Raw genomic sequence first — 26,362 nt, 5'->3', positions numbered from 1 at the left:
GGCGTGAAACTAGTTCAGAAATCGATCGCGGTACAGATTCCCGGCGGCTCTCCGACCGATCAGCTTCTCCGGCTCACCCGTCCGTCCACTACGGACCCCGACGCCCCGCGCCCACCCGGAAACGACTGCGGGTGACGGCCCGACCCGGACCGTCACCCACAGTCTTCACCGAGCTCAGTCGTCGTCGGATTTCCCGCCGCTCATGCCGGACGAGATCAGGTCCATCACCGACGAGTCCTGGAGGGTGGTGACGTCACCCAGCGAACGGTTCTCCGCCACGTCCCGCAGCAACCGGCGCATGATCTTGCCGGACCGGGTCTTCGGCAACTCCGGCACCAGCATGATCTGCCGCGGCTTCGCGATCGGCCCGAGCGTCTTCGCCACGTGGTTGCGCAGATCGGCGATGAGCTGCTCACCCGCCTCGCCCGCCACGTCGGCGGTGCCGCGCGGAATCGCGAACGCGACGATCGCCTGCCCGGTCGTCGGGTCGGTCGCGCCCACCACCGCCGCCTCGGCCACCGACGGGTGCGACACCAGCGCCGACTCGACCTCGGTGGTGGAGATGTTGTGCCCGGACACCAGCATCACGTCGTCCACCCGGCCGAGCAGCCAGATGTGCCCGTCGTCGTCCCGCTTCGCGCCGTCCCCGGCGAAGTACATCCCCTCGAACCGCGACCAGTACGTCTCGACGAACCGGTCGTCGTCGCCCCAGATGGTGCGCAGCATCGACGGCCACGGCTCCCGCAGCACCAGGTAGCCGCCACCGCCGTTGGGCACCGACTGACCCTGGTCGTCCACCACGTCCGCGCTGATCCCCGGCAACGGGGTCATCGCGCTGCCCGGCTTCGTCTCGGTCACCCCCGGCAACGGCGAGATCATCATCGCCCCGGTCTCGGTCTGCCACCAGGTGTCCACGATCGGCAGCTCACCCCCGCCGACGTGCTCGCGGTACCACATCCACGCCTCGGGGTTGATCGGCTCGCCGACGCTGCCCAGCAGCCGCAGCGACGACAGATCGTGCTGGGCGGGAATGTCCTCGCCCCACTTCATCATCGTCCGGATCAGGGTCGGCGCGGTGTACAGGATCGTCACGCCGTACCGCTGCACGATCTCCCAGAAGCGGCCCTTGTGCGGGGTGTCCGGGGTGCCCTCGTACATCACCTGGGTCGCGCCGTTGGCCAGCGGCCCGTACACGATGTAGGAGTGCCCCGTCACCCAGCCGATGTCGGCGGTGCACCAGTAGACGTCCGTCTCCGGCTTCAGGTCGAACACCGCCCACGTCGTGTACGCCGCCTGCGTCAGGTAACCGCCGGTGGTGTGCAGGATGCCCTTCGGGCGGGCCGTCGTGCCGGACGTGTACAGGATGAACAGCGGCGTCTCCGCGTCGAACGACTGCGCGTCGTGCTCGGCCGACGCCGTCTCCACCGTCTCGTGCCACCAGTGGTCCTTCGCCGACCAGGCGACCTCCGCACCGGTACGCCGGACCACCAGCACGTGCTCCACCGACGGGCAGTTCGCCACCGACTCGTCCACGGTCGGCTTCAACGCCGACGGCTTGCCCCGCCGGAATCCGCCGTCCGCGGTGATCACCACCTTGGCGCTGGCGTCCTGGATCCGGTTGGTCAGCGAGTCGGCGGAGAAACCACCGAAGACCACGCTGTGCACCGCCCCGATCCGGGCACAGGCCAGCATCGCCACCGCCGCCTCCGGGATCATCGGCAGGTAGATCGCCACCCGGTCACCGACGGTGACGCCGAGGTCGGTCAGCGCGTTCGCCGCCTGGCAGGTGAGCCGGTGCAGCTCGGCGTACGTGATCGTGCGGGTGTCGCCCGGCTCGCCCTCCCAGTGGATCGCCACCCGGTCGCCCAGCCCGGCCGCCACGTGCCGGTCCAGGCAGTTGTACGCCACGTTGAGCTGCCCGCCGACGAACCACTTCGCGAACGGCGGACTGCTCCAGTCGAGCGTCTGGTCCCACTCCTTCGCCCAGGTCAGCCGCCGGGCCTGCGTCTCCCAGAACGCCAGCCGGTCGGTCCGCGCCGCCTCGTACGCGTCAGCCTTGACGTTGGCGTTCCCGGCGAGCGCGGCCGGCGGCGGGAACTGCCGCGTCTCGTTCAGCAAGTTGGCCAAGGCCTCGCTCATGCGCGTGACTCCTCGTCGCTCGGATGACCTGCGTCTCGTTGCTGAGAGGTTAACTTCGCCGGCCAGCCCCCGCGACCGCCGTCGCCCACCGCGCGCCCAGCGGCCCACCCCGCGCGCCCACCGGCGCGAGCATCCGGCCGGGTTCCGGCAGCGGCACGGGCTGGCCCCTCCCGCCCGCCCACCGGCGCGAGGCACCTCCTGCCGCCCGACCCCTGGGCGCGGGGCGGTGGCAGGTCCGGCCCGCGGGCGCGCCGGCGTGGGACGGCGGCTGCGGCCGGCGTGCGGCGGCGGGCGCGGTCGGCGGGCGCGGTCGGCGGGTGCGGTCGGCGGGTGCGGTCGGCGGGTGCGGTCGGCGGGTCCGGTCGGCGGGCGCGGTCGGCGGGTCCGGTCGGCGGGCGCGGTCGGCGGGTGCGGTCGGCGGGTCCGGCGGCGGGTCCGGTCGGTGCTGGCCCGTTGCCGGTCGGGCGGCACGGGCGGGTCGCTAGCGTGGTCCGGTGACCACCGACCCGCTCGCCCCGCTGCTCGACCTCGCCGACATCGCCCCCGCCGTCGAGCGGGCCCGCGACCAGGTGGACCAGGCCCTCCGGCACCGCGCGCTGCGCCGGCACGGCGGCCAGGTCGCCGCCGAGGTCAGCCTGCGCTCCGCGGTGGCCAGCGCCGCCCTGGAGGGCTACCCCCACGAGCGCGAGACGGTACGCGCCGGCACGGTCACCGACCCCGTCACGCAGGGCGCGCTACGGGTGGCCGGGGCGCTGCCCGGCCTCACCGAACTCTGGCCGAGAGCGCCCCGACAGGTGCTGGCGAAGCTGCACGTGCTCGCCGCCCGGGACGTCGTGCCCGAAGCCGAGCTGGGGCGGCCGGTGACCGACCCGCTGGTCGGCGCCCGACTGGACGGCCTGGCCACGCTGGTCGCCGGCGGCACCAGCGTGCCCCCGCCGGTGCTCGCCGCCGTGGTGCACGGGGACCTGCTGGCGCTGCGCCCGTTCGCCGGCCCGTCCGGGGTGGTGGCCCGCGCGGCGGCCCGACTGGTGCTGATGTCGACCGGATTCGACCCGCGTGGCCTGCTGGCGACCGACGTCGGGCACCGGGAGCGGGAACCCGAGTACGTGGGCGCGGCCGGCGCCTTCGCCACCGGCACCCCGGACGGGCTGCGCTCCTGGCTGCGCCACTGCATGGCCGCCACCGAACTCGCCGCCGCCCAGCTCACCACCATCGGCGACGACATCCTCACCCCGACCTGACCCACCCTCCTGACCCCCGTCCACCCGCTGGCGCCCGCCGATTTCCTGGATGTGGGGGCGTCCGGCGGCGACGACACCCCCTTCTCCAGGAAGTCGAGTGGGACATGCCTCCAGGAGGTGGAGTGGGACATGTCGCCAGGAGGCGGAGCGGGTCAGGTTGCCGGGAGGTGGGGGTCGCTCGCGGAACCGGGAAGCGGAGTGGGTCAGGGGCGGCGGCTGGCTCGGGTGATCTTGCGCTGGAGGAGCTGGCGGGTGACCGGGCCGAGCTCGTCCACGATCTCGATGAGCACGCCGAGCTGGTCGAGCGCGGCCATCGCCTGGTCCGCCCCGGCGGCGTCCACCCCGTCGTAGAGCTCCAGCCCGATGAACGCCGCCGACACGGCCCGGGCCAGCCCCGGGATGTCGGCGATCTCGGCGAACGGTGAGCCGCTCAACAGCCGACGCAGGACGGCCTCGATCTCGTCCACCCAGAGCTGGAGCGCGCCGGCGGTCGGCGGCCCGAGCCGTTCGTCGGCCTGCGCCCCGGCCAGCATCTGCGCCAGGAAGGAGACGTTGCCCGACACCCGTTCCTCGGCGTGCAGGGCCCGCCCGACCTCCAGCAGCCCGCGCAGACTGCGTACCTCGGCCAGGCGCGGCGACCAGGCCGCGACCCGTTCCGCGGTGCCGGCCCGGCAGGCCGCTGCGAGGAGGTCGTCCACGCTGCCGAAGTGATAGAACACCAGGGCCTGGTTCACCCCGGCGGCGGCGGCGATGGTCCGCGCCGAGACTCCGGCGATGCCGTGCTGGCGGATCGCCGCCAGCGCCCCGTCGAGGAGCCGCTGCTTGGTGTCGGACATCGCTCTCCTCGCGGTCGCGCCGGATGCCGCCGGCGCGGCGATCATCGCACCGGTCCCGCCGCCTCCGCCGGGCGCGCCGCCTCCGCCGGGCGCGCCGCCTCCGCCGGGTGGGCCGGGTGCGGTGGGGCGATCATCGCATCGGTCACCACCTGCGCCAGCCAGGTGATCCCGGGCAGCCGCAGCAGCCACCCCACCCAGGCCCAGCCGAGGTGCACGTGTTCCAGGGCACGGGCGACGGCGGCCACCCCCCGTTCCGGGTGGCCGTCGCCGCCCGCGTACCCGGCCCGCCACAGCACCCCGCCGGGGTGGCGTGCGGCGGGCGCGATCGTGAGGCCCACCGGTCCGCGCCGTTCCAGGAACCGACGGACCGCCGCGCACGGCCCGCAGTCGTCGTCCAGCCACAGCACCGCCGGCTCACCGGGGAGGTACGGCCGCCAGCGGGGCCACCAGGGGCGCACCCGGAGGCGGTGGTCCCGCCAGCTTCGTCCGTACCGCTGGGTCAGGTCGTGGTCCTCGTGCGGGCCGGCGACCGCGGCGCTGAACGCCACCGCGAGCGCCGCGCCGCAGGCCAGGGCGAAACTGCCGGTGACCAGGGCGGCGAGCAGGAGCAGGGTCACCGCGCCGACCTGCATGGGGTTGGCCAGGTAGGCGTACGGGCCGGTGGTGACCAGACGCTGCGGCGGATCCCACGGGTACGGCGTCCCGCCGCCCCGGACGGCGAACTCGCGTACCGCCGCGAGGGCCGGGGCGGCGAGCAGCAGGGCCACCTGCGCGACGAACAGCGTGCCGGACGCCGTCAGATCGCCCAGGGGCGGCCAGGAGCCGTCGCCGAGGGTGAGGGCCACCATCGGCAGGAACCAGAGCAGCAGAACGCCGAACAGGCCGATCTGGAGCAGGACCCGGGCCCGCAGGCGTCGCCGGTCGGCGCTCCACCGGCCGAGCAACTGGGCCGGCAGCGCCACGGTGAGCAGCCCGACGAGCTCGCCGGTCAGCCAGTCCGGCCCGAGGCGCAGCAGCGGGGCCAGGGCCGGCATGGTGACCACGTCCAGCCAGCCGAGCAGGCCCAGCGCGACCGGCAGCGGCAGGACCCGGCGCAGCAGCACCGGCAGCGGTCCCCACAGCGCCGCCCAGCCGATCCACAGGTCCACCGGCAGACCCCGGTACGCCCCGTCGACCGGGGCGAACGTGTGCCAGCCGGTGGACCGGGCCACCTCGTGCAGGGCGGCCACCCCGACGGCGGCGGCCACGAAGGCCAGCAGCGCCGCCGCCCGGGCGTCGCGGTCCCGCTCCCAGCGGGCCGCCGTCAGCACCGCCAGCAGGGGCAACCCGAGGGCGAGGTACCGGAGGACGGTCACCGCAGCGCCAGCATGTCCAGCAGGTGCCCGCCGCCCTGGCGCAGCAGCGCATCCTGGAGCGGCCCGAAGTACCAGGACGGGTCGAGGCCCCGCCGGTAGTCGACGGTGAGCAGGACCCGGGTGTGGCCGGCGTCGACCGACCACCAGCGCAAATCGGCCCGCTGCCAGGTGAACCAGCGGCCGGTGATGGCGGTGTCCTCGACGAAACGGAAGGTCAACCGGCCGGGCTCGCTGGCGGTGACCTCGGCGACGAGGTGGCCGCCCGGCCCGTGCGCGCTGCCGTGGTAGTCGAACGTCCACCGTGAGCCGGGGGTGAGCCCGCCGCCGGTGACGTGCGTCGGCAGCGGTACGCCCAGCAGCCGCAGCGCCGGGGAGCGGACCGGGACGGGGCGGGGACCGGCGGCCAGACAGTCGGCCACCACGTCGACGGGGAGCGCGACCACCCGGGCCACCTGGACCGACTGCTCCGGGGCGATCCTCGGCCCGACCCCGCTGCCCTCCAGGCCCGGCAGGAGCAGCAGCGGCACGACGACCAGGGAATAGCTCCGCGACGAGCGGCGCGACCAGTTGAGCAGGGCCAGCGTGCCGTGGGCCACCAGGTAGACCAGGGGCGCGGCAAGCACGACGCAGACCGCGCCCTCGTGCAGGGCCACCGCCGCCAACAGCAGGGCGATGGTGGTGACGACGAAGACCTGCCCGTGCGGGGTGCGCCCCGGTGACAGCGCCAGGGCCGCGGCCAGCAGCACCGGCAGCGCCACGAAGAGCAGCGCGCTGTCGGCCCGCCCGTCCCGTACGGCGACCAGGAAGACCACCAGCCCGAAGAGGCCGATCAGCCCGGCGAAGATCCAGTTCGCGCTGGTCCGCCGGGGCGGCTCGGTCGGCTCCGTCATGATCTACCTCCCCGTTTGAGCGATCGCTCAAGGCGAGCTTAAAGCCATTTGAGCGATCGCTCAAGAGGGGTGGCGGATGGCTCCGGACACGACGGAGCCCGGCACGGCGGGTGCCGTGCCGGGCTCCGAGACCCGAAACGGGAGCGGCGCGAAATGAAGCGCCGCGGAAAGGGTGCGGCTGGAAGGTGGTGTGGGGCGGGAAGGGCGTGGCGCTGGGGCGCCGCGGGAAGGGTGTGGCTGGAAGGGAGCGGCGGGGGAAGGGTGGCGCTGGGGCGGCGGCGCGGGTCAGGCGACCGGGGTGATCCGGCCCCGCCGGTGCCGGCCGTACCAGGCGATGCCGATGGCGACCCCGACGCCGACGCCGAGCGCGGCGGCGGCCACCGGAACGGCCGGCCGCTCCCGCCACCGGCGACCCAGCGGGACCGGGTGCCGGAACTCCAGCACCGGCCAGGAGTTCTCGCTGGCCAGCTTGCGGAGCTGCCGGTCCGGGTTCACCACCGAGGGATGACCCACACACTCCAGCAACGGCCGGTCACTGTACGAATCGGAGTACGCGTACGACTCGGCCAGGTCGTAGCCGCGGGCGGCGGCCAGCTCGCCGACCGCCTCGGCCTTGCTCGGCCCGGCCGCGTAGAACTCCACCTCGCCGCTGTACCGGCCGTTCTCCACGGTCATCCGGGTGGCGATCACGTCGGTGATGCCCAGCAGCTCGCCGATCGGCCGGACCATCTCCTCACCGGAGGCGGAGACCAGCACCACGTCCCGGCCGGCCGCCTGGTGCTCCTCGATCAGGGCCGCGGCCTCGGCGTACACGTAGGGGTTGATCAGCTCGTGGAGGGTCTCGGCGACGATCTGGCGGACCTGCTCCACCTGCCAGCCCTTGCAGAGCGCGGCCAGGTAGTCGCGGGTGCGGGCCATGGTCTGCTCGTCCGTGCCGCCCAACCGGAACATCAGTTGCGCGTACGCGGACTTGACGACGTCGCGTCGGGTGATCAGACCGTCCCGGTAGAACGGCCGGCCGAAGGCCAGCGCGCTCGACTTGGCGATGACGGTCTTGTCCAGATCAAAAAAAGCGGCACCTCGGCCCACGGCGCGAAAGTCTAGCCCGATGGTCTAGGGTCGGCGGGTGCCCGGGGGCGGAAGCCCCCACTCACCTGCGGGCGGGCCCCCACGACCCACGGTCAACGTGACTACGGTCACACCTTGGGGGCAGAATTTCGCAGGGAGTGGAGGTTACGCCACTCGACGTGAGCAGGTCTGCTACGGCATGCTGGTAACTACGACGACTTTTCATATCTGCACCGGAGCCCTCGGCGGTTGCACCCCCCGTGACCGCTGAGTGAGTTCGGCTCAATCCCCCCCGGAGCCGAACTCCCCGACGACCCCCGTCTCCCCCCGACGGGGGTCGTCCCTTTCCCGGGCCACACCCCTGAACACCGCGACCGCCCAGCCCCAAGGTCACGCTACTTCCGGGCTGTAGTTGCCTCGGGGCGGGTCGAGGGCGCTACTGCCCGGCAGTAGCGCGATCCTGTCCGGGGACGGGGAGGGAGGCAGGTAGGTCGAAGCGGGCGAAGAGGGCGTACCGGTGGTCGATGAACGAGGTGATCTCGGCGATCCGGTCGTCGCGCAGGGTGAACACGTTGATCGACCACGGCAGGTACGACGCGTCGTCGGCGGTGCGCCGGTACCCGGCGACAGCCGGCTGGCCGTTCGCCTGGACGGGCAGGTGCCGCCACTGCCCGCACCGGCTCATCGGCACCTGCCGGACGAAGTCCGCCACCGCGTCCACGCCGTGGTACCACCGTGGCAGCGGCGGCATGGACCAGGTGACATCCTCGGTCAACAACGCCACCAGGGCGTCGGCGTCGGCGTTCTCCAGCGCGGCAGCGTACCCGGAGACGATCTTCCGTAGTCGCGTGTCGCCGAGCTTGCGGAGCGTACGCTGCTGGCTCGTGGGGTCGGCGCGGTCCGCGACGATCCGGCGGGCCCGGGCCAGCGCGGAGCTCACCGCAGTGGTCGAGGTCTTCATCATGGCGGCGATCTCGGTCACCGAGAAGCCGAGCACCTCCACGAGCAGCAACGCCGCCCGCTGGTTGCCGGGCAGATGCTGGAGGGCGGCGACGAACGCGAGCTCGACGGCCTCGCGCTGCTCCAGGCGGGCGTCCGGGCGCGCCGGCCCGCCGGCGAGACCCTGATCCGGGTACGGCCCCAGCCAGGCGACCTCGCTCAGCGGCAGGTCACCGACGACCGCCCGGTCGCTGGCCGGCCCGAGATCCACCGGCAGCGCCCGGCGCCCCCGGGCGGCGACCGCGTCCAGGCAGACGCGGGTGGCCACCGTGTAGAGCCACGAACGCAGTGAGCTGCGCCCGGCGAACCCGGCAAGCCCGCGCCAGGCCCGCAGCAGGGCGTCCTGGAGGGCGTCGTCGGCGTCATGGGTGGAGCCGAGCATCCGGTAACAGTGCGCGTGCAGCTCCCTACGCAGCGGCGCGACGAGCTGGTCGAACGCGTCGTCGTCGCCGGCCCGCGCCCGGGCCAGCACGGCGGCCTCGGCCCCCGGCTGCCCCGCACCCGCCGAAAGTTTCTCCCCCATGAGCGACGATTCTGCCCGACGCGCGGAGTCTCTCCTTCGACCGAGACCACCCATGACCTGATAAGGAGAGCCTGATGAGAGCCGTACCGACCGTTTCCCCCACCGTCGGCAGCCTGCGGGTGCCCGACGCCCGTCTGCACTTCGAGGTACGCGGGTCCGGGCCGCTCGTGGCGCTGGTCGGCGCGCCGATGGACGCCGACGCGTTCGCGCCGCTGGCGGACCTGCTCGCCGCCGACCACACCGTGCTGACCACCGATCCCCGGGGCATCAACCGCAGCCCGGTCGACGACCCGGACCGGGACTCGACCCCGGAGCTGCGCGCCGACGACCTGTCCCGGCTGCTGGCCCACCTGGACGCCGGCCCGGCGGTGGTGCTCGGCTCCAGCGGCGGCGCGGTCAGCGCGTTGGCGCTCGCCCAGGCGCACCCGGAGCAGGTGCGTACGGTGATCGCCCACGAGCCTCCGCTCGACGAGCTGCTGCCCGACCGGGAGCAGCTCCGGGAGCGTACCGAGGACATGGTCGCCACCTACCTGGCCGGCGATCCGTTGGGCGCGGGCCGGAAGTTCCTCGACATCGCGAACATCCAGTTGCCCGAGGAGGTGGTCCAGGCCATGTTCGGCGGCGCGCGCGACCCGCAGTCGCGCGCCGACGAGCATTTCCAGTACGCGCACATGCTGATCCCGACCACCCGATGGCAGCCCGACGTGGCTGCGCTGCGCGCCTCGCCCACGCGGATCGTGGTCGGCATCGGCGCGGAGTCGGGCGGTCAGCTCTGCGATCGGGCCAGTCGGGCGCTCGCCGCCGAGCTGGGCGTCCCGCCGACGATTTTCCCTGGTGGCCACATCGGTTTCGTCGACGGTCCGGGGCGCTTCGCCGTCCGGCTGCGCGCGGTGCTGGCGGCCGACTGACCGGGCCCGCCCGGTCGCCGGCCGGGCCCGCCGAGCTGGACGAGATCGTCCGGCGGTTCGCGCCGCTGGTGGTTCGCGCCGCCGGTCGACGCGGCCGACGCGCCGGCCCGCGCGATGCGGCGGCGGCCTGCCGGTCTTCCGCGCGTCCGGGTGGGCCTCGGCCCGCCGGTCGGACGCGTCGTGGTGGTGTCGATGACGGTGTCGGCGCAGGTCAGCGGACGGTCGCGCGGGCCGGCTCGGCGATCGGCTGGAACACGGCCAGCGCAGTGCCGTGCCGGTCGGTGACCACCCAGGGGTGGCCGACGTACGTGGACTGCCGGTGCGACTCGCCCGGGTCCAGCCGTTCGAGACGGACCCGGTGCCCCCAGTGGTTCAGCCAGTAGACGGTCACCTGCTCGTCGCGCCGGTTGACGAACTCGACACTGGTCGCCGGTCCACCGTTCTCCGCTTCGAGATCCCGCTCGCGGCTGGCCGGCAGCGCGGTCAGCTCCGGCAGGCCCGGGACCCCGTCCGGCGACGGGCCGGACGGGGGACGGCTCGTCGCCGACGGGGACGGCGCGGCCGGGGATGCCGACCGGGTCGCCTTCCCGGTCGGCGACGGGGAGGCGGTCGGCGAGGGGGACCGGGTCGTCGCGGACGGGCTCGGCCGGCCCGTCCGGACCGACACGCTGGGCGTCCCCCGGTCGAGGGTCGGCAACGGTACGGCCGGCAGCGGCGGCTCCGTCACGGCATGGGGCGCGCGTTCGTCGACCGCGGAGGCGAACGCCCAGCCCAGCGTGGTGGTCAGCACGCCGACCACGAGCGCGACCAGCAGCACCCGCCAACGGCCTGCCAGGCGGCTCCCCGGCCGCGCCTCTTCTTCCGTGGGCGAGGACTGCCCGGAAAGCGCGGATTCCCTGGCACCAGCCATCGACGTCCCGATCTCCGTTCCGGATGCTGCCGCTCGCCGCCGAAAGGCGGCACGAGGCCCGATTATCCGTAACGGACGTTCCCCGGCGTCAATGGGGTCCACTAGTCCGGCGCGCGGTGATCACGGCCGGAAGCTGCGCCGACGGCTTTTCCGGCAACTCTCCACATAGCAGATCCACTGTGAGAAAGGGCGTTGTCCACAGGGGGTCGAGTTGTCCACAGGCGCGGGTCAACGGGCAGCGGATCGGGCGGTCGGCGGAGCACTGTCGTCCTCCAGCACCCCCGAGCCCGACCGTTGGAGGCCGCGATGCCACCCCGTACCGCCGTCCGGCCGCGTCGAAGACTGCCGCTGATCGTCACCTCGGACGACGACCTGCTCGACGACCTGCTCCGGCTCGCCGCCGCCGGTGGCGCCGAGGTCGAGGTGGCCGCCGACCCGGCGGCAGCGCGATCCCGCTGGACACCGGCCCCGCTCGTGCTGGTCGGCGGTGACCAGGCGCAGGGCTGCCTACGCGCCCGACTACCGCGCAGGTCGCGGCTGGTGCTGGTGGGCCGCTCGGGCGCGGGCGACCCGGGCTGGGAGGTCGCGGAGCTGATCGGCGCGGAGCACGTCGCCATGTTGCCGGCCGCCGAGCCGTGGATCGTCGACCAGTTCGCTGAGTCCGTGCCACCCCACACCACGAACGCCGGTCGGGTGGTCGCGGTGCTCGGCGGCCGGGGCGGCGCCGGGGCCAGCGTCTTCGCCGGTGGACTGGCGGTCACCGCGGCCCGGGCCCGACTGCGTACCCTGCTGGTCGACGCCGACCCGCTCGGCGGCGGCCTCGACCTGGTGCTCGGCTGGGAGCAGTTGGCCGGGCTGCGCTGGCCGGCGCTCACCGACGCCGACGGGCGCGTCGATCCGCCCGCCCTGGTGCAGGCGCTGCCCAACCGGGGTGACCTGGTCGTCCTCTCCTGGGACCGGGGTGACCTGCTGCCGTTGCCGGCCCCGGCGATGGCCGCCACCCTCGACGCCGCCCGCCGGGGCCGCGACCTGGTCGTCGTGGACCTGCCCCGACAACTCGACGACGCGGCCGTGATCGCGCTGCAGGCCGCCGACCAGGCATTCGTGATCGTTCCGGCCGAGCTGCGGGCCACCGCCGCCGCGACCCGGGTGGTCGCCGCCGCCGCGCCGCACTGCGCCACCCTGTCGGTCGTCGTCCGTGGCCCCGCCCCCGGTCGGCTCAAGGCCACCGAGGTGGCCCGTTCGCTCGGGCTGCCGCTGGCCGGCACGCTCCGCCCCGAGTCGGCCATCCCCCGCGGCCTGGAACGCGGCGAAGCCCCGGCAGCGGCGGGCCGCGGCCCGCTCGCCGCGCTCTGCCAACGCATCGTCGCCGACCTGACCGGCCGCCGCCACGCCGAAGGGGACGCCGCATGACCACCTCGTCCACCGGTCGTCGCTGGGCCGAGGGAGACGCCGCATGACCACGCCACCCGCCGGCCGGCCGCCGGCTGGCCGTCTCCCCGACGCGGTGCCCGAACTCTCCGCCCGGGTCCGGCAGCGCTTCGCGGCCGAGGCCACCCCGGTCACCCCCGCGGCCGTCGTGGCGGCGGTACGCGCCGAGCCCACCGCCGCCGTGCTCGGCGACACGGTGGTGCTCCGAATGGCCGGTCGGGTGCACGACGACCTGGTCGGCGCCGGGCCGCTCGGCCCGCTCCTGGCCGATCCGCAGGTCACCGACGTGCTCGTGAACGGCACCCGGGTCTGGGTCGACCGGGGCGACGGCCTGCGGCAGGTCGCCGTCCCGGTCGGCACCGTCGACGACGTACGCCGGCTGGCGCAACGGCTCGCGTCCGGCGCCGGCCGGCGGCTCGACGACGCGTCCCCGTACGTGGACGCCCGGCTCGCCGACGGCACCCGGCTGCACGCCGTACTGCCGCCGGTGGCGACCAGCGGGCCCTACCTGTCGCTGCGGACCTTCCGGCAGCGTCCGTTCACCCTCGACGAGCTGGTCGAGGACGGCACCGTGCCCGGGCCGGTGGCGTCGCTGCTGGCCGCCGTGGTCGCCGCCCGACTGGCCTACCTCGTCACCGGTGGCACGGGGTCGGGCAAGACCACCCTGCTCAACACGCTGCTCGGGCTGGTGCCCGCCACCGAGCGGATCGTGCTGGTCGAGGACGCCGCCGAGCTGCGCCCGGTGCATCCGCACGTGGTCGGATTACAGGCCCGCACCTCCAACGTCGAGGGATCGGGCGCGGTCGGTCTGAGTGACCTGGTCCGGCAGGCGCTGCGGATGCGACCGGACCGGCTGGTGGTCGGGGAGTGCCGGGGCGGGGAGATCGTGGATCTGCTCGCCGCCCTGAACACCGGCCACGACGGTGGCGCCGGCACCCTGCACGCCAACGCCCCGTCCGACGTGCCCGCCCGGTTGGAGGCGTTGGGCCTGCTCGGCGGCCTGCCCCGGGCCGCTCTGCACGCCCAGGTGGCCGCCGCTCTCCAGGTGGTGCTCCAGATGCGGCGGGGCCGAGGCGGCCGGGTCCTGGAGTCGGTCTCCCTCCTGCTGCCGGACGCGGACCGTCTGGTCACCGTCGTGCCGGTCTGGCTGCGCGGGCGCGGTCTCGGGCTGGCCGCCCGGACGCTCGGCACGCTGATCGAACAGCGCGGTGAGCGGCTGCCGCCGATTCTGTCGCAGCCGTTCGCCCCGGTCCCGGAGCGTCACGTCGGCGTGTCCCCCTCACCCCGGACGGCGTCGTGACCGCCACCGCCTGGCCGGTGCTGCTGCTGGTGCTGGCCGCCGTGGCCGTCATCGGTTGGCCGACGGCCCGGGTCCGGTCCCGTCACCGAGCCCTGTTCCCGGCCACCCGATCGCCCACCGACGATTCCCCTGCCCACGGTCCCACCGATGCCCGTTTCCCGACCCACCTTTCCACCGACGGTCGTCGCGTGACCTGGCGGCTTGCCGCCCGGGATCCGGAGGCTGAATGGGGCGGTGCCGCTGGCGTCGCGGATCGCGCCACCAGCGTTCGGCACCTTTCCGGCGGTCGGGGAGGGAGGCCGATCCGGGTTACCGGTCGCCCCGCACCCTCCGGCCCACCCAGCCGTCATGACGCGTCCCGACCGGACGGAAGCGCCTTCGGCGCTGACCAAACCGACGAGGGCGGTTCCGCCCCGGCGTCTCTGGCCAGGTCAGCGACGGCACCGGATAGCCCAGCCGGTGCCGCTGCGGGCGGGGTACCGGCAGCCGGAAGCCGTGGCGCGGCTCCCGCCGCCGGGCGTCGTGACCACCGGACAGCGCCGGCCAACGGCGACCGGCCGACGGTTCCTGCCGGTCACCCCGGCCACCGGACGCTTCCCGATGGCCACCCCGACCGGCGGACGTCTGCTGACGGTCACCCTGCCTACCCGGCGGTACCTGCCGGCCATTCTGGCCAGCGGGCGGTGTCGGACGCTCGCTCCGACCGGCGGGCGGTGTCCGAGGCTCGCTCCGACCGGCGGGCGGTGTCCGAGGCTCGCTCCGACCGGCGGGCGGTGTCGGACGCTCGCCTCAACCGGCGGGCGGCTTCGGGCGACAGGCGGGGCGATGACCGACCGGGGCACGGTGGACACGGCGGCCGGCGCTGGGCGGCGTCGCCGATGAGCAGCGTCGTGCTGGCGTCCGGCGTCGGGGCGATCGTCGCCGGCGTGCTCGCCGGGCCGGTCGCCGCCCTGGTGGCCGCCGCGTACGCCGCGCTCGGGGTCCGCGCCCTGCTGCGCCGCCGGAGGACCGCGCTGGCGGATCGGCTCCGCCGCCGCAGCCTGGACCAACTCGGCGCGCTCGCGGCCGACCTGCGGGCCGGGCTGCCGGTACCGGTGGCCCTCGCCCACGACAGCGGCTCACCCCAGCCGTTCAGCGCGGCGGACGGGGGCAACGGGCCGGGTGTTCGGGAAACCCGGTGGGGGGACGCTCGACCTGCCGGTCTGGACCGGGTCGACCGACTGACCCGGGCCGCCGCCCGTCTCGCCGACCGCACCGGGGCGCCCCTCGCCGAGCTGATCGACCGGATCGAGGCCGACCTGCGGGCGATGGACCGGGGGTTGGCTGCCGCGGCCGCCCAGGCGGCCGGTGCCCGGGCCACCGCCTGGCTGCTGGCCGCCCTGCCGCTCGGTGGCGTCGCCCTCGGGTACGCCGTCGGCGTCGACCCGGTGGCGGTGCTGCTGCACACTCCGGTCGGCGCTGCCTGCGCGGTGGGCGCCACCGTGCTCCAGACCGTCGGGCTGCTCTGGGCCGAGCGGCTCGGGGCCGCGCCCGGTGGAGCCCGCTGATGTCCAGGCGCCCCACCAACCGTCCGCTGCCGGACCGCGTTTCTTCCACCAACCACCCTCGGTCCGACCGGCTTTCCACCCAGCACCCGCCGTCCGAACAGTTCGAGACCAACCGCCCACTGCGCGACCAGCCTTTGATCGACCGCCCGTCGTTCGGCCGGCCCGTCACCCGTCACCCGTCAATCGGCCGGCTCGTCGCCCATCGCCCGTCGATCCGCCGGCTTGTCGCCCATCGCCCGTCGATCCGCCAGTTTGTCGCCCATCGCCCGTCGTTTGGCCGGCTCGTCGGCGTCGTTGCGGCCGGGGCGGCGAGTGGCTGGCGACGACCCGACCTCGTCCGGCTGACCGCCGCGCTGGTCGGCATCGCGGTCGCTGTGGCCGTCGGCGGTTGGTCCGGGCTCGCCGGCGGCCTGCTGGCGGCCGGCGGTGCGGACCGGCTGCTCCGACGGATCGAGTCACCGGCCGTCCGCGAGCGACGTCGTGCCGAGGCCGCTGATCTGCCGCTCGCGGCGGATCTTCTCGCCGCGGCGCTACGGGCCGGCGCGCCCGTCGACCGGGCGGTGGCCGCGGTGGCCGAGACGATCGGCGGGCCGCTCACCGATCGGCTCGGACGGGTCGGCCGGACCCTCCGGCTCGGCGGGGGACCGGACGAGGCGTGGGCACACCTCGCTTCCGTGCCGGGAGCGGAACGGCTGGTCACCGCTGCCGTCCGGTCGGCCGAGAGCGGCGCGGCGCTCGCCGGGGCCCTCACCCGTCTCGCCGACGACCTGCGTGCCGATCGGGTCACCGCCGCCGAAGCGTCGGCCCGCCGGGCAGGCGTCCTGATCGTGCTGCCGCTGGGGCTCTGCTTCCTGCCGGCCTTCATTCTCGCCGGCCTGGTGCCGGTGATCGTCGCCGTCCTCGGCGACGTGCTCTGACAACCGTTCGAGAAAGGACCGTAACGTGCGCAAACTGATGGCCCGCCTGCGTGGGGACGCCGGGATGAACACCGCTGAGTACGCCGTCGGCACGCTCGCCGCCGTCGCCTTCGCGGGCCTGCTGCTGAAGGTGCTGACCAGCGAGACCGTGCAGAACGCCTTGACCGCGGTGATCGACCGGGCGCTCAAGTGAGCCTGCGCCGGCCGCCCGATCGCCAACCGGCTGATCACCGGCCGGCCTTCGGCCCGGCTGCCGGGCGTTCACCGGCTGATCACCGGCCGGTCTTGGACTCGGTCCCCGGGCGCTCACCGGCTGATTACCGGCCGGCTGACGACCCGGCCGCCGACCGACGGCGGGTTGACCACCGGCCTGCTGATCATCGAGTGATCGATAGCCGTTCGGCCCGCCACCCGCGGGGCGGATGTCGAGCGGCCAGGGCGCTCGCCGGTGACCGGGGATCGTTCACGGCCGAGTTGGCGACCGGTCTGCCGGCGCTGATGCTGCTGCTCCTGGCCGGGTTGACCGCGGTGGACGCCGTGAGCACGAAGGCCGCCTGTCTGGACGCAGCCCGGGAGGCGGCGCTGGCCGCCTCCCGGGGCGGCAATGGGGCGCCGGCGGGAGCCCGGGTTGCACCGGAGGAGGCCGACGTGGCGGTGCGCCTCGACGACGACCAGGTCACCGTGACCGTACGGGCACCCGTACGGACGCTGGGCGCGAACCTGCCCCGGATCACGGTGACCGCCACGGCGGTCGCCGCAGTGGAGCCCGGCTACCCGTTCCCCCTCCCACCGCACCCGTGACCCCCTGCCCCGGCGCTGAGTCAACACGGATCTTGGACAGTTTCCGTCGGTATACGACGGAAACTGTCCAAGATCCGAGGCTCAGGTGTGACCGGCAGGTGAGTGTGCCGGAGAAGTGATGACGTGGAGGAGGTGACAGGTGGCGGCGTGGAGGAAGCGAGAAACGGAAGGTGATGGCGTGGAGGAAGGAGGAGGCGCGGCGTTCAGCAGGGCGGAGCACGGCCCGGACCAGGGTGGAGCGAGTGTGCTGCTGCTCGCGCTCGGGCTGGTGTTCGTGCTGGGTGGCCTGTTCGGGGCGGCGGTCGGCGCGGCCCGTGTCGCCCGGCAGCAGGCCCGGGTGGCGGCGGACTTCGCCGCCCTGGCCGGCGCGTCGGTCAGCCTTCGCGGCGAGGAGTTCGCGTGCCGCCGAGCGTCCGACCTCGCCACGGCCAACGACGCCAGGTTGATCGGGTGCCGTCTGGACGGGTTGGACCTGCTGGCCACCGCGGAGGTGACAGTCGACCTCGTGCCCGGCCTGCCGCGTCAGGCCACCGCCACATCCCGTGCCGGCCCGGTACGCGGCTGACCTCTGGTGCGGGCTGGGTGGCGGCCGGCCAGGTGAGTGCTGACGCGGTGGTGGGTTGGCCAGGTGGGGCACTGAGCCAGTGGAAGCTGTCGAGCTGCCCCGGATCTGGGGCAGCTCGACAGGCTCCGCTCATCTGACTCTGTCCCCGGGAACTACCCGGACCGCAACCAGCCCTGACCTGCGCCCGACCGTCGGCGGCATCCGCTGCGCGCCCGACCGCCGGCGGCATCCGCTGCGCGCCCGGGCCGGCGTCTGGCCGGCGGGTTCCGCTGCGCGTCTGGCCGGCGGCATCCGCTGCGCGCTCAGGCCGGCATCCGGCCGGCGGCAGCCGCTGCGTGTCGACCAGCGCCCGACCATCTGCGGCAACGCTGTCCGGACTCCGGTCGGCGGTCGGGCGTCGGCTGTCGGCGGACTGCGGACTGCGGTCGGCGGACTGCGGTCGGCGGACTGCGGTCGGCGGACTGCGGGCGGGGGTCGGCTGTCGGTCAGGCGTAGCGGAGCAGGGCGCCGATGCCGGTGCGCGCGACCTGGCCGGTGCCGGCCGGCACCACCCGTACGGCGGCGTCGGTGGCCAACGCGGCGCGGATCGCCACGTCGACCAGAGGGCCCCGTCGTGGTCCGGCCACTCCGGCGGTCCGCAGGGCCGTTCCGGAGTCGGCGACCTCGGCGGGGCCGGGGCCGTACCAGGCGTGGGTGTCGCCGACCCGGCTCGGGTCGAGCAGCAGGGTGTCCACCTGGCCCCGGTTGAGCGCGGCCAGGGTGTCGGCGGCGCCTTCGGTGGCCCGGTCGTTCTGGCCGAGTTCCCGTTCGTAGTCGGCGAGCACGGTGGCCCGCTCGGCGTCGACGTGCGCCTCCACCACCTGGTCGGCGTGGCGCAGCACCGCCTCCGGGCTGCTGTGCTCGCCCGACACCTCGGACAGCAGCCCGCGCACCCGGTCCGGCACCTGGTCGCGCAGGAACTGTACGGCCCGGACGTCGCCGCTGACCACGACGAGCCGCGGATCGTACCGGTCGACGAGGCGGGTCAGCTTGTCGGCGACCTCGCCCGCGTTGGATTCCCACCGGTTCTCGGCGCGCTGCTGGAAACGTCGCTGTGACCAGCCGCCCGGCGCGGACCGGGTCACGTGCAGGTCGTCCCCCTCGACCTGAGCGTGCCGGTCCGGCTCGTGCGGCAACACCACCAGCAGGTCCGCTCCGAGCCGGTCGGTGGCCACCACCACGTACGGGACGAGTTTCCCGGTGGCGGCGACGAGCGGCGCGAGGCACGGCAGCGCCGCCACCGTGCCCTGGTCGCGCTCCGGTGGCTCGGGGAGGTGCGCCTGGTAGAGCAGCCCGTCGGCGTCGGCGATCGCGGCCAGCGTGCGGCCGTTGGTGTGCGCGCCGACGGTCAGCGGGTCAACGGCGGCCAGCGCCGCTTCGGGGGCGCCGTCGTCGGTGAGTTGGCGGCGCATCGTCCGCCAGCGCTGCTCCACCTGTTGGGCGGCGTTGGGCGCCGTGCCCTCGGTGTTCAGGTAGACCGAGACCGTCGGGCCGCCGGTCCGGAACAGGTGCGCGCCCGGCTCGGCGATGGGCGGCGGTCGTCGGACGGCGGTCGGTGACGTCATGACTCCTCCAGGGGGTCGGTCGGTGTCCTGCCGGCTCACCCCTGGTGCCGTACCCCCTCAGCCGTCACCGAACCCGCGTGGCCCGGTGACCGGACCCACGCGGGTCAAGCGGCTCAGCGGCCCTGGAGCGCGTCCAGTCCGATCGCCATCGCGATCACCAGGCGGCGGTCGATCTGTGGGTGGGTCACGTCGACGGTGTAGCGGTCCCGCAGGCCCCACTGCTTGACCACCGAGAAGACCGGCTGTCCGCCGGCGACGAAGTCGAAGTGGTACGGCAGCCAGGACAGCGAGTCGACGAACCGGCGGAGCACCGCCACCGGCATGCTGCGCTCCTGGCCGGTCACCGGCGGCAGGCCGGGCTGCTCGACGTGCCAGGTCGAGCGCAGCAGCGACTGGGCGAAGTCCTTGCGGAACAGCCCGACCGGGTTCCCGGCCTGGTCCGTCACGTCGTACGTGGCGCCGATGTCGAGGCGCTGGCGGGCCTTGAAGCCGAGCAGCGGGTACTGCTTGCTGTCGTCGGTGTAGATGGTCACCTGCTCCTTGAAGGCGAGCCGCTTCTGCTGGGCGAAGGCGAGCAGCTCCCCCTCGGAGCCGTCCGGCGCGACGGCGAGCACCTCGTACTGGTTCACCATCAACCTGATCCGCTGCCGGACGTGGAACCGTCGCTGGGCCTGGAGCTGGTCGAGCTGCATGAGACATCCTCCCCTTCGGTGTGCCCGACTCTCGCACAGGTCCGCCGGCGTCGCCCGTCGGGCCGGGTCGGGCAGGGCGGGGCGGGGGCTGCGGCCTGGGCGCCTGGTGGCAGCGTGCGTCGGGGGGCCGCCGTCACCAGGGCCGGTCGCGGCACGGGGGCGACTCAGCGGCCGTCGACGTTCTGCCGGAGCAGCCAGGTGTTGAGGATCTGGTGGATGCCGCGCAGGCGTTCGTTGATCTGCTCCAACCGCTCGGCCTGGGCCAGTTGGGCCAGCGCCGCGCCGAGAGCGATCTGCTGGTCGCGGGTGAGGTTCTCCTGGTCGATCGTATAGAGCAGGTCGACGGTCTCGGCGATGGTGTCGGCCACGACTCCTCCTCGGGACAGGTGTGCATGGAAGCGCTCCCATGGCAGCATGCCCAGAATGGACCTGATCTATGCGTGCGTCCCGTCTGGCAAACTCGCCAGGACCACGTCGAGGGTCTGCACGGCGGCTGACTTGTCCAGCGGGTTGTTGCCGTTTCCGCACTTCGGGGACTGGACGCAGGACGGGCAGCCGGTTTCGCAGCCGCACTCGACGATCGCGTCCCGGGTGGCCCGCAGCCAGGCGGCGGCCGTGCCGTGCGCCCGCTCGGCGAAACCGGCCCCGCCCGGGTGCCCGTCGTAGACGAAGACCGTCGGGGCCCCGGTGTCCGGGTGCAGCGCGGTGGACAGCCCGCCGATGTCCCACCGGTCACAGGTGGCGACCAGCGGCAGCAGCCCGATCGCGGCGTGCTCGGCGGCGTGCAGCGCGCCCGGCACGTCGGCCGGCTCGATCCCGGCCGCCGCGAGGGCGTCCGGCGTGACGGTGAACCACACCGCGACGGTGCGCAGCTCCCGGGCCGGCAGGTCCAGTGGCCGGGTGTCGACGACCTCACCGGAGGAGAGCCGTCGCCGCTGGTACGAGACCACCTGGTTGGTCACGTCCACCTCGCCGAGGAACAACGCGACCGGCCCGGCGTCGACCCGGGACCGCACCGACACCACCGACAGCGCCGTGACGTCCCGGGCGTGGGTGGACCAGTCCGGCTCCTCGGCGTGCACCAGCGCGCACCCGTCGGCCAGGTCCAGCTCGTCCACCACGTACGAGACGCCCTGGTGCAGGTAGACCGCGCCGGGGTGGACCAGCACGTGCGACGAGCCGCCGTCGACGGTGCCGAGCAGCCGCCCGGTGGCCGACTCGACCACGCAGACCGGCGCGCCGCCCGCACCGCGCAGGTCCACCTCCGGCCGGTCCCGGTGCCGCCAGTACCAGCCGGTCGGCCGTTCCCGCAGCGCCTGCGCGGCGACCAGCGCGTCCACCGCCTCCTTCGCGCCGTCGCCGAAGAGCTCCAGGTCGGCGGGGGTCAGCGGGGACTCGGCCGCCGCGCAGGCCAACTGCGGGGCCAGCACGTACGGGTTGGCCGGGTCGAGCACGGTGGCCTCCACCGGCGCGCCGAACAGCGCCTCCGGATGGTGTACCAGGTAGGTGTCGAGCGGGTCGTCCCGGGCCACCAGCACGGCCAGGGCCTCCCCGCCGGAGCGTCCGGCCCGCCCGGCCTGCTGCCACAGTGACGCCCGGGTGCCCGGGTACCCGCAGATCAGCACCGCGTCCAGCCCGACCAGGTCGACGCCCAGCTCCAACGCGTTCGTCGAGGCCAGCCCGAGCAACTCGCCGTCGAGCAGCGCCCGTTCCAGCTCCCGCCGCTCCTCCCGCAGGTAGCCGGCCCGGTAGGCGGCCACCCGCGCGCCGAGCCCGGGCACCGCCTCGTCCAGCGCGCGCCGTGCGTTCGCCGCCACCACCTCGGCGCCCCGCCGGGACCTGACGAACGCGAGCGTGCGTACCCCCTCGACGACCGTGTCGGCGAGCAGGTCCGCCGTCTCGCGCAGCGCGGACCGGCGGACCGGGGTGAGATCCTGCGGCCCGTCGGCGGCGGCGGGCTGCGTCGGCGGCTCCCAGAGCGCGAAGGTCACCCCGCCGCGCGGCGAGGTGTCCTCGGTGACCGCGGCGACCGGTAGGCCGGTGAGCCGCCCGGCCGCCGTCGCCGGGTCACCCGACGTGGCCGAGGCCAGCACGAACACCGGGGCGCTCCCGGACCCGGGGGTACGCCGGAACGTCGCGCACCGTCGGCGCAGGCGGCGCAGCACGTGGGCGACGTGCGAGCCGAAGACGCCCCGGTAGGTGTGGCACTCGTCGACGATCACGTACGTCAGTCGGCGCAGGAAGCCGGACCAGTGCGTGTGCCCGGGCAGGATGCCGTGGTGCAGCATGTCCGGGTTGGTCAGCATGAACCGCGAGTGTCGCCGGATCCACTCCCGTTCGGCGCGCGGGGTGTCCCCGTCGTAGCAGGCCGGGCGTACCCCGTCCAGCTCCAGCCCGGCGACGGCGCGGAACTGGTCGGCGGCGAGGGCCTTGGTGGGCGCGAGGTACAGCACGGTGGCCCGGGGGTCGGCGAGCAGCGTGGCCAGCGCGGGAAGCTGGTAGGCCAGGGACTTGCCGGAGGCGGTGCCGGTGGCGACCACCACGTGCTGCCCGTCGTACGCGAGGCTGGCCGCTTCGGCCTGGTGCCGCCACGGCGCGTCCACGCCGCGTCGCGCGAACGCCGCGCGCAGCTCGTCGGGGGTCCACGCCGGCCACGGCACGGGCAGGCCGGGCCGGGCCGGCACCCGTTCCACGTGGGTGACCGGGTCGGCGGCGGTCCGGGCGCGTAGCCGGCGCAGCAGCTCCGCCGGGGTACGGCCCGGGCCGGAGCCGGTCGACACGGTGGCTGCGGAGGTCACGCCTGCACTTTCGCACTGGGGTACGGAGTCCGCGCGCCCGGGACGGGGTAAGGAGTGACCGGCGTGGCACGGCCCGCGCCGGTGACCTGCCCGGCCCGGTGGCGGGGATGGTTAGATGCCCAGGAGAGTTTACGGCTCTTGCGAGGAGGGACCGATGGAGCTGTCGTTGGCGACCCGTGCCGAGGGGGACCACACGGTGCTCGAGGTCGGCGGTGAGGTGGACGTCTACACCGCCCCGCGGCTGCGTGAGCGGCTCATCGAGCTGATCGACGGTGGGGCCCGCCGGGTCGTGGTCGACCTGGGTCGGGTGGACTTCCTCGACTCGACGGGCCTGGGCGTGCTGGTCGGCGCGTTGAAGCGGCTGCGTTCCGTGGGGGGCACGTTCGCCCTGGTCTGCGACAAGGAGCCGTTGCTCAAGATCTTCCGGATCACCGCCCTGGACCAGGTCTTCCCGTTGCATCCGACGGTCGACGCGGCGGTCGCCGACACGTCCGCCCCGGGCGCGTGATGGCGACGGTCCGGCTCTCCTTCTCGCCCGCGCCGGTGCACGTCCGTACCGCCCGTCTGGTCGGGGTGGCGGTGGCCCGGCGGGCCGGCGTCCGCGAGGACCTGCTGGACGAGGTGCGCCTCGCGATAGGTGAGGCGTGCACCCGGGCGGTCGCCCTGCACCGCCAGTACGGGCTGCCCGACCCGGTGCTGGTGGAGATGTCCGACAGCGGGTCGTACGCGGTGCGGGTGGTGGACCGGGCGCCGATCGAGGCCGGGCTGGGCCTGACCGCGTTGGACGCCGACCAGTTGAACAACGAGTCGCTCACCGACGAGGCGCTGACCACGGGTGTCGGGTTCGCCCTGCTCGCCGGGTTCGTCGAGGATCTTCAGGTGCGCCCGGTCGACGAGGGGGTCGGCACCGAGGTGCGGATGGTCTGGCCCGTCCGTCGCTGACCCGGGCCGGGTGGCCCGCGGGCGCCGGCCCGCCGACCTGCCGCGGGCGCCGGCCCGCCGACCTGCCGGCGGCGGTGATCCGCCCGGTGCGGCGGCGGGGCCGTCGACCCACCCCGGAACACATCGACCGGAAAAGATGCCGTGTCTCCGCCCGGAGGCGCGGCTTTTTCCCGTGCGCCCGCTCCTATATCAGATTTTCTCGTATATCACAGCGACGAAGATCATCCACACGTGACGTACCCTCGGTGTGACCTCCGACACGGGCTAGGGCTACAGTACGCGAGTTGTCAGCAAGTGTCCGGCCTGTCACCAGCGACTATAGGTGATCTTCGCTTCTCGGCGGGGGCCGGTTCCGCTTGCGAGTCCGCATCCAGGCGTCCGGTCGGTACGTCCCACCGACCGGCGCGCGAGTGTTCGGTACAGGAGGACACAGATGTCCGGGATCTTGGCCGCCGAAGGCGGCGAGCTCTCCCTTACCGGCGCCAACGTGTCGTACGTCGTCATCGCCGCGGTCATCGCGTTGGTGGCGCTCGTCTTCGCCGCCGCCTTGACCAAGGCGGTACTGGCAGCCGGTAAGGGCACCACCAACATGCAGGAGATCTCCGGGGCCGTCCAGGAGGGCGCCTCGGCCTATCTGCTCCGGCAGTTCAGAACACTCGCGGTGTTCGTGGTCGTCGCCGTCGTCCTGCTCTACCTGCTGCCGGTGCACGACACCGACGGCAGCGAGACGCTGGTCAAGCTGGGTCGGTCGGCGTTCTTCGTGGTGGGCGCGGTGTTCAGCGCGTTCATCGGGGGGGCCGGGATGTGGCTCGCCACCCGGGCCAACCTGCGGGTCGCGGCGGCGGCCCGGGAACGTGAGGGCGGCCGGGAGGCGGCCATGCGGATCGCCTTCCGCACCGGTGGCGTGGTCGGCTTCCTCACCGTCGGCCTGGGCCTCTTCGGGGCCGCGCTGGTCGTCCTGCTCTACCGGGGCGACGCGCCGACCGTGCTGGAGGGCTTCGGTTTCGGCGCCGCGCTGCTGGCCATGTTCATGCGGGTCGGCGGCGGCATCTTCACCAAGGCCGCCGACGTCGGCGCGGACCTGGTCGGCAAGGTCGAGCAGGGCATCCCCGAGGACGACCCGCGTAACGCGGCGACCATCGCCGACAACGTGGGCGACAACGTCGGCGACTGTGCCGGCATGGCCGCCGACCTCTTCGAGTCGTACGCGGTGACGCTGGTCGCCGCCCTGATCCTCGGCCGGGCCGCGTTCGGCGAGGAGGGGCTGGTCTTCCCGCTGATCATCTCCACGATCGGCGTGCTCGTCGCGATCATCGGCGTGTTCATCACCCGGCTGCGCGCCTCGGACCGCAACGGCCTGACCGCGATCAACCGGGCGTTCTACCTCTCCGCCGTGATCTCCGCTGTGCTGGTGGCGGTCGCCGCGTTCGCGTACCTGCCGGCGAGCTTCGCCGACCTCGACGGCGGCCTCGCCGACGTGGACCGCAACCCGCGTCTGGTCGCCATCGGCGCGGTGGTCATCGGCATCGTGCTGGCCGCCGCCATCCAGGCGCTGACCGGCTACTTCACCGAGACCGATAAGCGCCCGGTGCAGGACATCGGCAAGAGCTCACAGACCGGCCCGGCCACCGTCATCCTCGCCGGCATCAGCGTCGGCCTGGAGTCGGCCGTCTACTCGGCGCTGCTCATCGGGGCCGGCGTGTTCGGGGCGTTCCTGCTCGGCGGCAGCTCGATCACGCTCTCCCTGTTCGCCGTGGCGCTGGCCGGCACCGGCCTGCTCACCACGGTCGGCGTGATCGTGGCGATGGACACCTTCGGCCCGATCTCCGACAACGCCCAGGGCGTGGCCGAGATGTCCGGCGACATCGACGAGCACGGCGCGCGTACCCTCACCGAGCTGGACGCGGTGGGCAACACCACCAAGGCGATCACCAAGGGCATCGCGATCGCCACGGCGGTGCTCGCGGCCACCGCGCTGTTCGGCTCGTACACCGACACGCTGCGCACCGCGTACCTCGACGCGGGCATCGGCGACGTCGACGACGAGATCCTCGAAGCGCTCAACGTGGCCAACCCGAGCAACCTGGTCGGCCTGATCATCGGCGCGGCGGTGGTCTTCCTCTTCTCCGGGCTGGCCATCAACGCGGTGTCCCGTTCGGCCGGCGCGGTGGTGATGGAGGTCCGCCGGCAGTTCCGTGAGCTGCCCGGCATCATGGACGGCACCCAGCGTCCCGAGTACGGCAAGGTCGTCGACATCTGCACCCGGGACGCGCAGCGCGAGCTGCTGACCCCCGGTCTGCTCGCCATCCTCGCCCCGATCGCGGTGGGCTTCGGCCTCGGCCCGGGCGCGCTCGCGTCGTACCTGGCCGGGGCGATCGGGGCCGGCACGTTGATGGCGGTCTTCCTGGCCAACTCCGGCGGGGCCTGGGACAACGCCAAGAAGCTCGTCGAGGACGGCGCGCACGGGGGCAAGGGCTCCGAGGCGCACGCCGCCACCGTGATCGGCGACACCGTCGGTGACCCGTTCAAGGACACCGCCGGCCCGGCGATCAACCCGCTGATCAAGGTGATGAACCTGGTCTCGCTGCTGATCGCCCCGGCCGTGGTGGCCTGGAGCATCGGCGACGACCGGAACACCGGGCTGCGGATCACCATCGCGGTCGTGGCGACGCTGGTCATCGTCGCGGCGGTGGTGTTCAGCAAGCGCAAGGGCGTCGCGATGTCCGACGCCGACGGCGGTTCCGCCGCCGGCGACGCCGATCAGCGGGCGGAGCGGGTCGGCGCCTGAGCCGAGCCTCCGTCGACGGAGCAGGTCGGCGACACCCACTCCAGATCGCCGATATCGGGGTGACCCGGCCCAGGGTCACCCCGATATCAGGGAAACGGCGAGCCGGAG

The 26,362-nt window shown here is 74.1% G+C and carries 21 protein-coding genes and 2 pseudogenes; 12 read left to right on the top strand and 11 right to left on the bottom strand.

Annotated features, from left to right (window positions below; translation table 11 throughout):
• Positions 1 to 174: 174 nt before the first annotated feature.
• Complete coding sequence (acs, locus tag O7606_RS16915; protein ID WP_281594993.1) at positions 175 to 2,139, bottom strand: acetate--CoA ligase; 1,965 nt, start codon at positions 2,137 to 2,139, stop codon at positions 175 to 177.
• Between the two features lie 494 nt (positions 2,140 to 2,633).
• Here acs and O7606_RS16910 point away from each other — a divergent pair, with 494 nt between their 5' ends.
• Positions 2,634 to 3,380, top strand: a complete 747-nt coding sequence (locus O7606_RS16910; RefSeq protein WP_281594992.1) for an oxidoreductase — start codon at positions 2,634 to 2,636, stop codon at positions 3,378 to 3,380.
• A 203-nt stretch (positions 3,381 to 3,583) separates the two neighbouring features.
• Here the strand turns inward: O7606_RS16910 and O7606_RS16905 are convergent, their stop codons facing one another.
• The 5 genes and pseudogenes from O7606_RS16905 to O7606_RS16885 form a co-directional block, all read right to left on the bottom strand.
• Complete coding sequence (locus tag O7606_RS16905) at positions 3,584 to 4,216, bottom strand: TetR/AcrR family transcriptional regulator (protein ID WP_281594991.1); 633 nt, start codon at positions 4,214 to 4,216, stop codon at positions 3,584 to 3,586.
• Positions 4,111 to 5,571 (bottom strand): annotated as a pseudogene (locus tag O7606_RS16900) (methyltransferase). The gene O7606_RS16905 and the pseudogene O7606_RS16900 overlap by 106 nt, the downstream one beginning before the upstream one ends.
• Positions 5,568 to 6,464, bottom strand: a complete 897-nt coding sequence (locus O7606_RS16895) for a hypothetical protein (protein ID WP_281599725.1) — start codon at positions 6,462 to 6,464, stop codon at positions 5,568 to 5,570. Before O7606_RS16895 ends, O7606_RS16900 begins: the two are co-directional and overlap by 4 nt.
• Positions 6,465 to 6,746: 282 nt before the next feature.
• Positions 6,747 to 7,550: an HAD-IB family hydrolase gene (locus O7606_RS16890; protein ID WP_281594989.1), complete on the bottom strand. Its 804-nt coding sequence runs from the start codon at positions 7,548 to 7,550 to the stop codon at positions 6,747 to 6,749.
• A 415-nt stretch (positions 7,551 to 7,965) separates the two neighbouring features.
• Positions 7,966 to 9,051 (bottom strand): sigma-70 family RNA polymerase sigma factor, encoded by a 1,086-nt coding sequence (locus tag O7606_RS16885; protein WP_281594988.1) that lies wholly within the window; start codon positions 9,049 to 9,051, stop codon positions 7,966 to 7,968.
• A gap of 74 nt (positions 9,052 to 9,125) precedes the next feature.
• Here O7606_RS16885 and O7606_RS16880 point away from each other — a divergent pair, with 74 nt between their 5' ends.
• A complete protein-coding gene (locus tag O7606_RS16880) occupies positions 9,126 to 9,959 on the top strand; it encodes an alpha/beta hydrolase (protein ID WP_281594987.1) in 834 nt (277 codons plus the stop codon).
• A 211-nt stretch (positions 9,960 to 10,170) separates the two neighbouring features.
• Here the strand turns inward: O7606_RS16880 and O7606_RS16875 are convergent, their stop codons facing one another.
• A complete protein-coding gene (locus O7606_RS16875) occupies positions 10,171 to 10,776 on the bottom strand; it encodes a hypothetical protein (RefSeq protein WP_281594986.1) in 606 nt (201 codons plus the stop codon).
• A gap of 399 nt (positions 10,777 to 11,175) precedes the next feature.
• Between O7606_RS16875 and ssd the strand changes: the two genes are divergently transcribed.
• From ssd to O7606_RS16840, 7 genes and pseudogenes are all read left to right on the top strand, one after another.
• Positions 11,176 to 12,282 (top strand): septum site-determining protein Ssd, encoded by a 1,107-nt coding sequence (gene ssd, locus O7606_RS16870; RefSeq protein WP_281594985.1) that lies wholly within the window; start codon positions 11,176 to 11,178, stop codon positions 12,280 to 12,282.
• A 43-nt stretch (positions 12,283 to 12,325) separates the two neighbouring features.
• Positions 12,326 to 13,600, top strand: a complete 1,275-nt coding sequence (locus O7606_RS16865; protein WP_281594984.1) for a TadA family conjugal transfer-associated ATPase — start codon at positions 12,326 to 12,328, stop codon at positions 13,598 to 13,600.
• An 866-nt stretch (positions 13,601 to 14,466) separates the two neighbouring features.
• Positions 14,467 to 15,147: pseudogene (locus tag O7606_RS16860) on the top strand (hypothetical protein); the annotation flags it as partial.
• Between the two features lie 341 nt (positions 15,148 to 15,488).
• Positions 15,489 to 16,064 carry a type II secretion system F family protein gene (locus tag O7606_RS16855; protein WP_281599724.1) on the top strand — a complete coding sequence of 192 codons (576 nt, stop codon included), beginning with the start codon at positions 15,489 to 15,491 and terminating at the stop codon, positions 16,062 to 16,064.
• 37 nt (positions 16,065 to 16,101) lie between these two features.
• Entirely contained in the window at positions 16,102 to 16,257 is a 156-nt protein-coding gene (locus O7606_RS16850; RefSeq protein ID WP_281599722.1) for a DUF4244 domain-containing protein, read from the top strand.
• A 281-nt stretch (positions 16,258 to 16,538) separates the two neighbouring features.
• Complete coding sequence (locus tag O7606_RS16845; protein ID WP_281594983.1) at positions 16,539 to 16,865, top strand: TadE family type IV pilus minor pilin; 327 nt, start codon at positions 16,539 to 16,541, stop codon at positions 16,863 to 16,865.
• A gap of 178 nt (positions 16,866 to 17,043) precedes the next feature.
• On the top strand, positions 17,044 to 17,430 hold the full coding sequence (locus tag O7606_RS16840; RefSeq protein ID WP_281594982.1) for an Rv3654c family TadE-like protein: 387 nt from the start codon (positions 17,044 to 17,046) through the stop codon (positions 17,428 to 17,430).
• 485 nt (positions 17,431 to 17,915) lie between these two features.
• Here O7606_RS16840 and O7606_RS16835 read toward each other — a convergent pair whose 3' ends face one another.
• The 4 genes from O7606_RS16835 to O7606_RS16820 all read right to left on the bottom strand — a co-directional run bounded on the left by O7606_RS16835 (position 17,916) and on the right by O7606_RS16820 (position 22,524).
• Entirely contained in the window at positions 17,916 to 19,034 is a 1,119-nt protein-coding gene (locus O7606_RS16835; RefSeq protein WP_281594981.1) for a Vms1/Ankzf1 family peptidyl-tRNA hydrolase, read from the bottom strand.
• 113 nt (positions 19,035 to 19,147) lie between these two features.
• Positions 19,148 to 19,726 (bottom strand): hypothetical protein, encoded by a 579-nt coding sequence (locus tag O7606_RS16830; protein WP_281594980.1) that lies wholly within the window; start codon positions 19,724 to 19,726, stop codon positions 19,148 to 19,150.
• Between the two features lie 164 nt (positions 19,727 to 19,890).
• A complete protein-coding gene (locus O7606_RS16825; RefSeq protein ID WP_281594979.1) occupies positions 19,891 to 20,094 on the bottom strand; it encodes a hypothetical protein in 204 nt (67 codons plus the stop codon).
• Between the two features lie 66 nt (positions 20,095 to 20,160).
• Positions 20,161 to 22,524, bottom strand: a complete 2,364-nt coding sequence (locus O7606_RS16820) for a DEAD/DEAH box helicase (RefSeq protein ID WP_281594978.1) — start codon at positions 22,522 to 22,524, stop codon at positions 20,161 to 20,163.
• Between the two features lie 154 nt (positions 22,525 to 22,678).
• Between O7606_RS16820 and O7606_RS16815 the strand changes: the two genes are divergently transcribed.
• The 3 genes from O7606_RS16815 (at position 22,679) to O7606_RS16805 (ending at position 26,254) form a co-directional block, all read left to right on the top strand.
• Positions 22,679 to 23,032, top strand: a complete 354-nt coding sequence (locus tag O7606_RS16815; protein ID WP_281594977.1) for an STAS domain-containing protein — start codon at positions 22,679 to 22,681, stop codon at positions 23,030 to 23,032.
• Entirely contained in the window at positions 23,029 to 23,466 is a 438-nt protein-coding gene (locus O7606_RS16810) for an ATP-binding protein (protein WP_281594976.1), read from the top strand. Before O7606_RS16815 ends, O7606_RS16810 begins: the two co-directional genes overlap by 4 nt.
• Positions 23,467 to 23,899: 433 nt before the next feature.
• Entirely contained in the window at positions 23,900 to 26,254 is a 2,355-nt protein-coding gene (locus tag O7606_RS16805; RefSeq protein ID WP_281594975.1) for a sodium-translocating pyrophosphatase, read from the top strand.
• Positions 26,255 to 26,362 lie beyond the last annotated feature (108 nt).

The sequence above is a fragment of the Micromonospora sp. WMMD882 genome, assembly GCF_027497255.1.
Taxonomy (GTDB): Bacteria; Actinomycetota; Actinomycetes; order Mycobacteriales; family Micromonosporaceae; genus Micromonospora.
Note: the sequence above shows the minus strand (reverse complement) of the source record. Positions and strands in the feature narration are given on the sequence as shown.

Excerpts from the sequence above, each read along its gene's own strand:
- acs (WP_281594993.1), bottom strand. The coding sequence starts at position 2,139 with ATGAGCGAGGCCTTGGCCAACTTGCTGAACGAGACGCGGCAGTTCCCG.
- O7606_RS16905 (WP_281594991.1), bottom strand. The coding sequence starts at position 4,216 with ATGTCCGACACCAAGCAGCGGCTCCTCGACGGGGCGCTGGCGGCGATC.
- O7606_RS16885 (WP_281594988.1), bottom strand. The coding sequence starts at position 9,051 with ATGGGGGAGAAACTTTCGGCGGGTGCGGGGCAGCCGGGGGCCGAGGCC.
- O7606_RS16880 (WP_281594987.1), top strand. The coding sequence starts at position 9,126 with ATGAGAGCCGTACCGACCGTTTCCCCCACCGTCGGCAGCCTGCGGGTG.
- ssd (WP_281594985.1), top strand. The coding sequence starts at position 11,176 with ATGCCACCCCGTACCGCCGTCCGGCCGCGTCGAAGACTGCCGCTGATC.
- O7606_RS16865 (WP_281594984.1), top strand. The coding sequence starts at position 12,326 with ATGACCACGCCACCCGCCGGCCGGCCGCCGGCTGGCCGTCTCCCCGAC.
- O7606_RS16850 (WP_281599722.1), top strand. The coding sequence starts at position 16,102 with ATGGCCCGCCTGCGTGGGGACGCCGGGATGAACACCGCTGAGTACGCC.
- O7606_RS16835 (WP_281594981.1), bottom strand. The coding sequence starts at position 19,034 with ATGACGTCACCGACCGCCGTCCGACGACCGCCGCCCATCGCCGAGCCG.
- O7606_RS16830 (WP_281594980.1), bottom strand. The coding sequence starts at position 19,726 with ATGCAGCTCGACCAGCTCCAGGCCCAGCGACGGTTCCACGTCCGGCAG.
- O7606_RS16815 (WP_281594977.1), top strand. The coding sequence starts at position 22,679 with ATGGAGCTGTCGTTGGCGACCCGTGCCGAGGGGGACCACACGGTGCTC.
- O7606_RS16805 (WP_281594975.1), top strand. The coding sequence starts at position 23,900 with ATGTCCGGGATCTTGGCCGCCGAAGGCGGCGAGCTCTCCCTTACCGGC.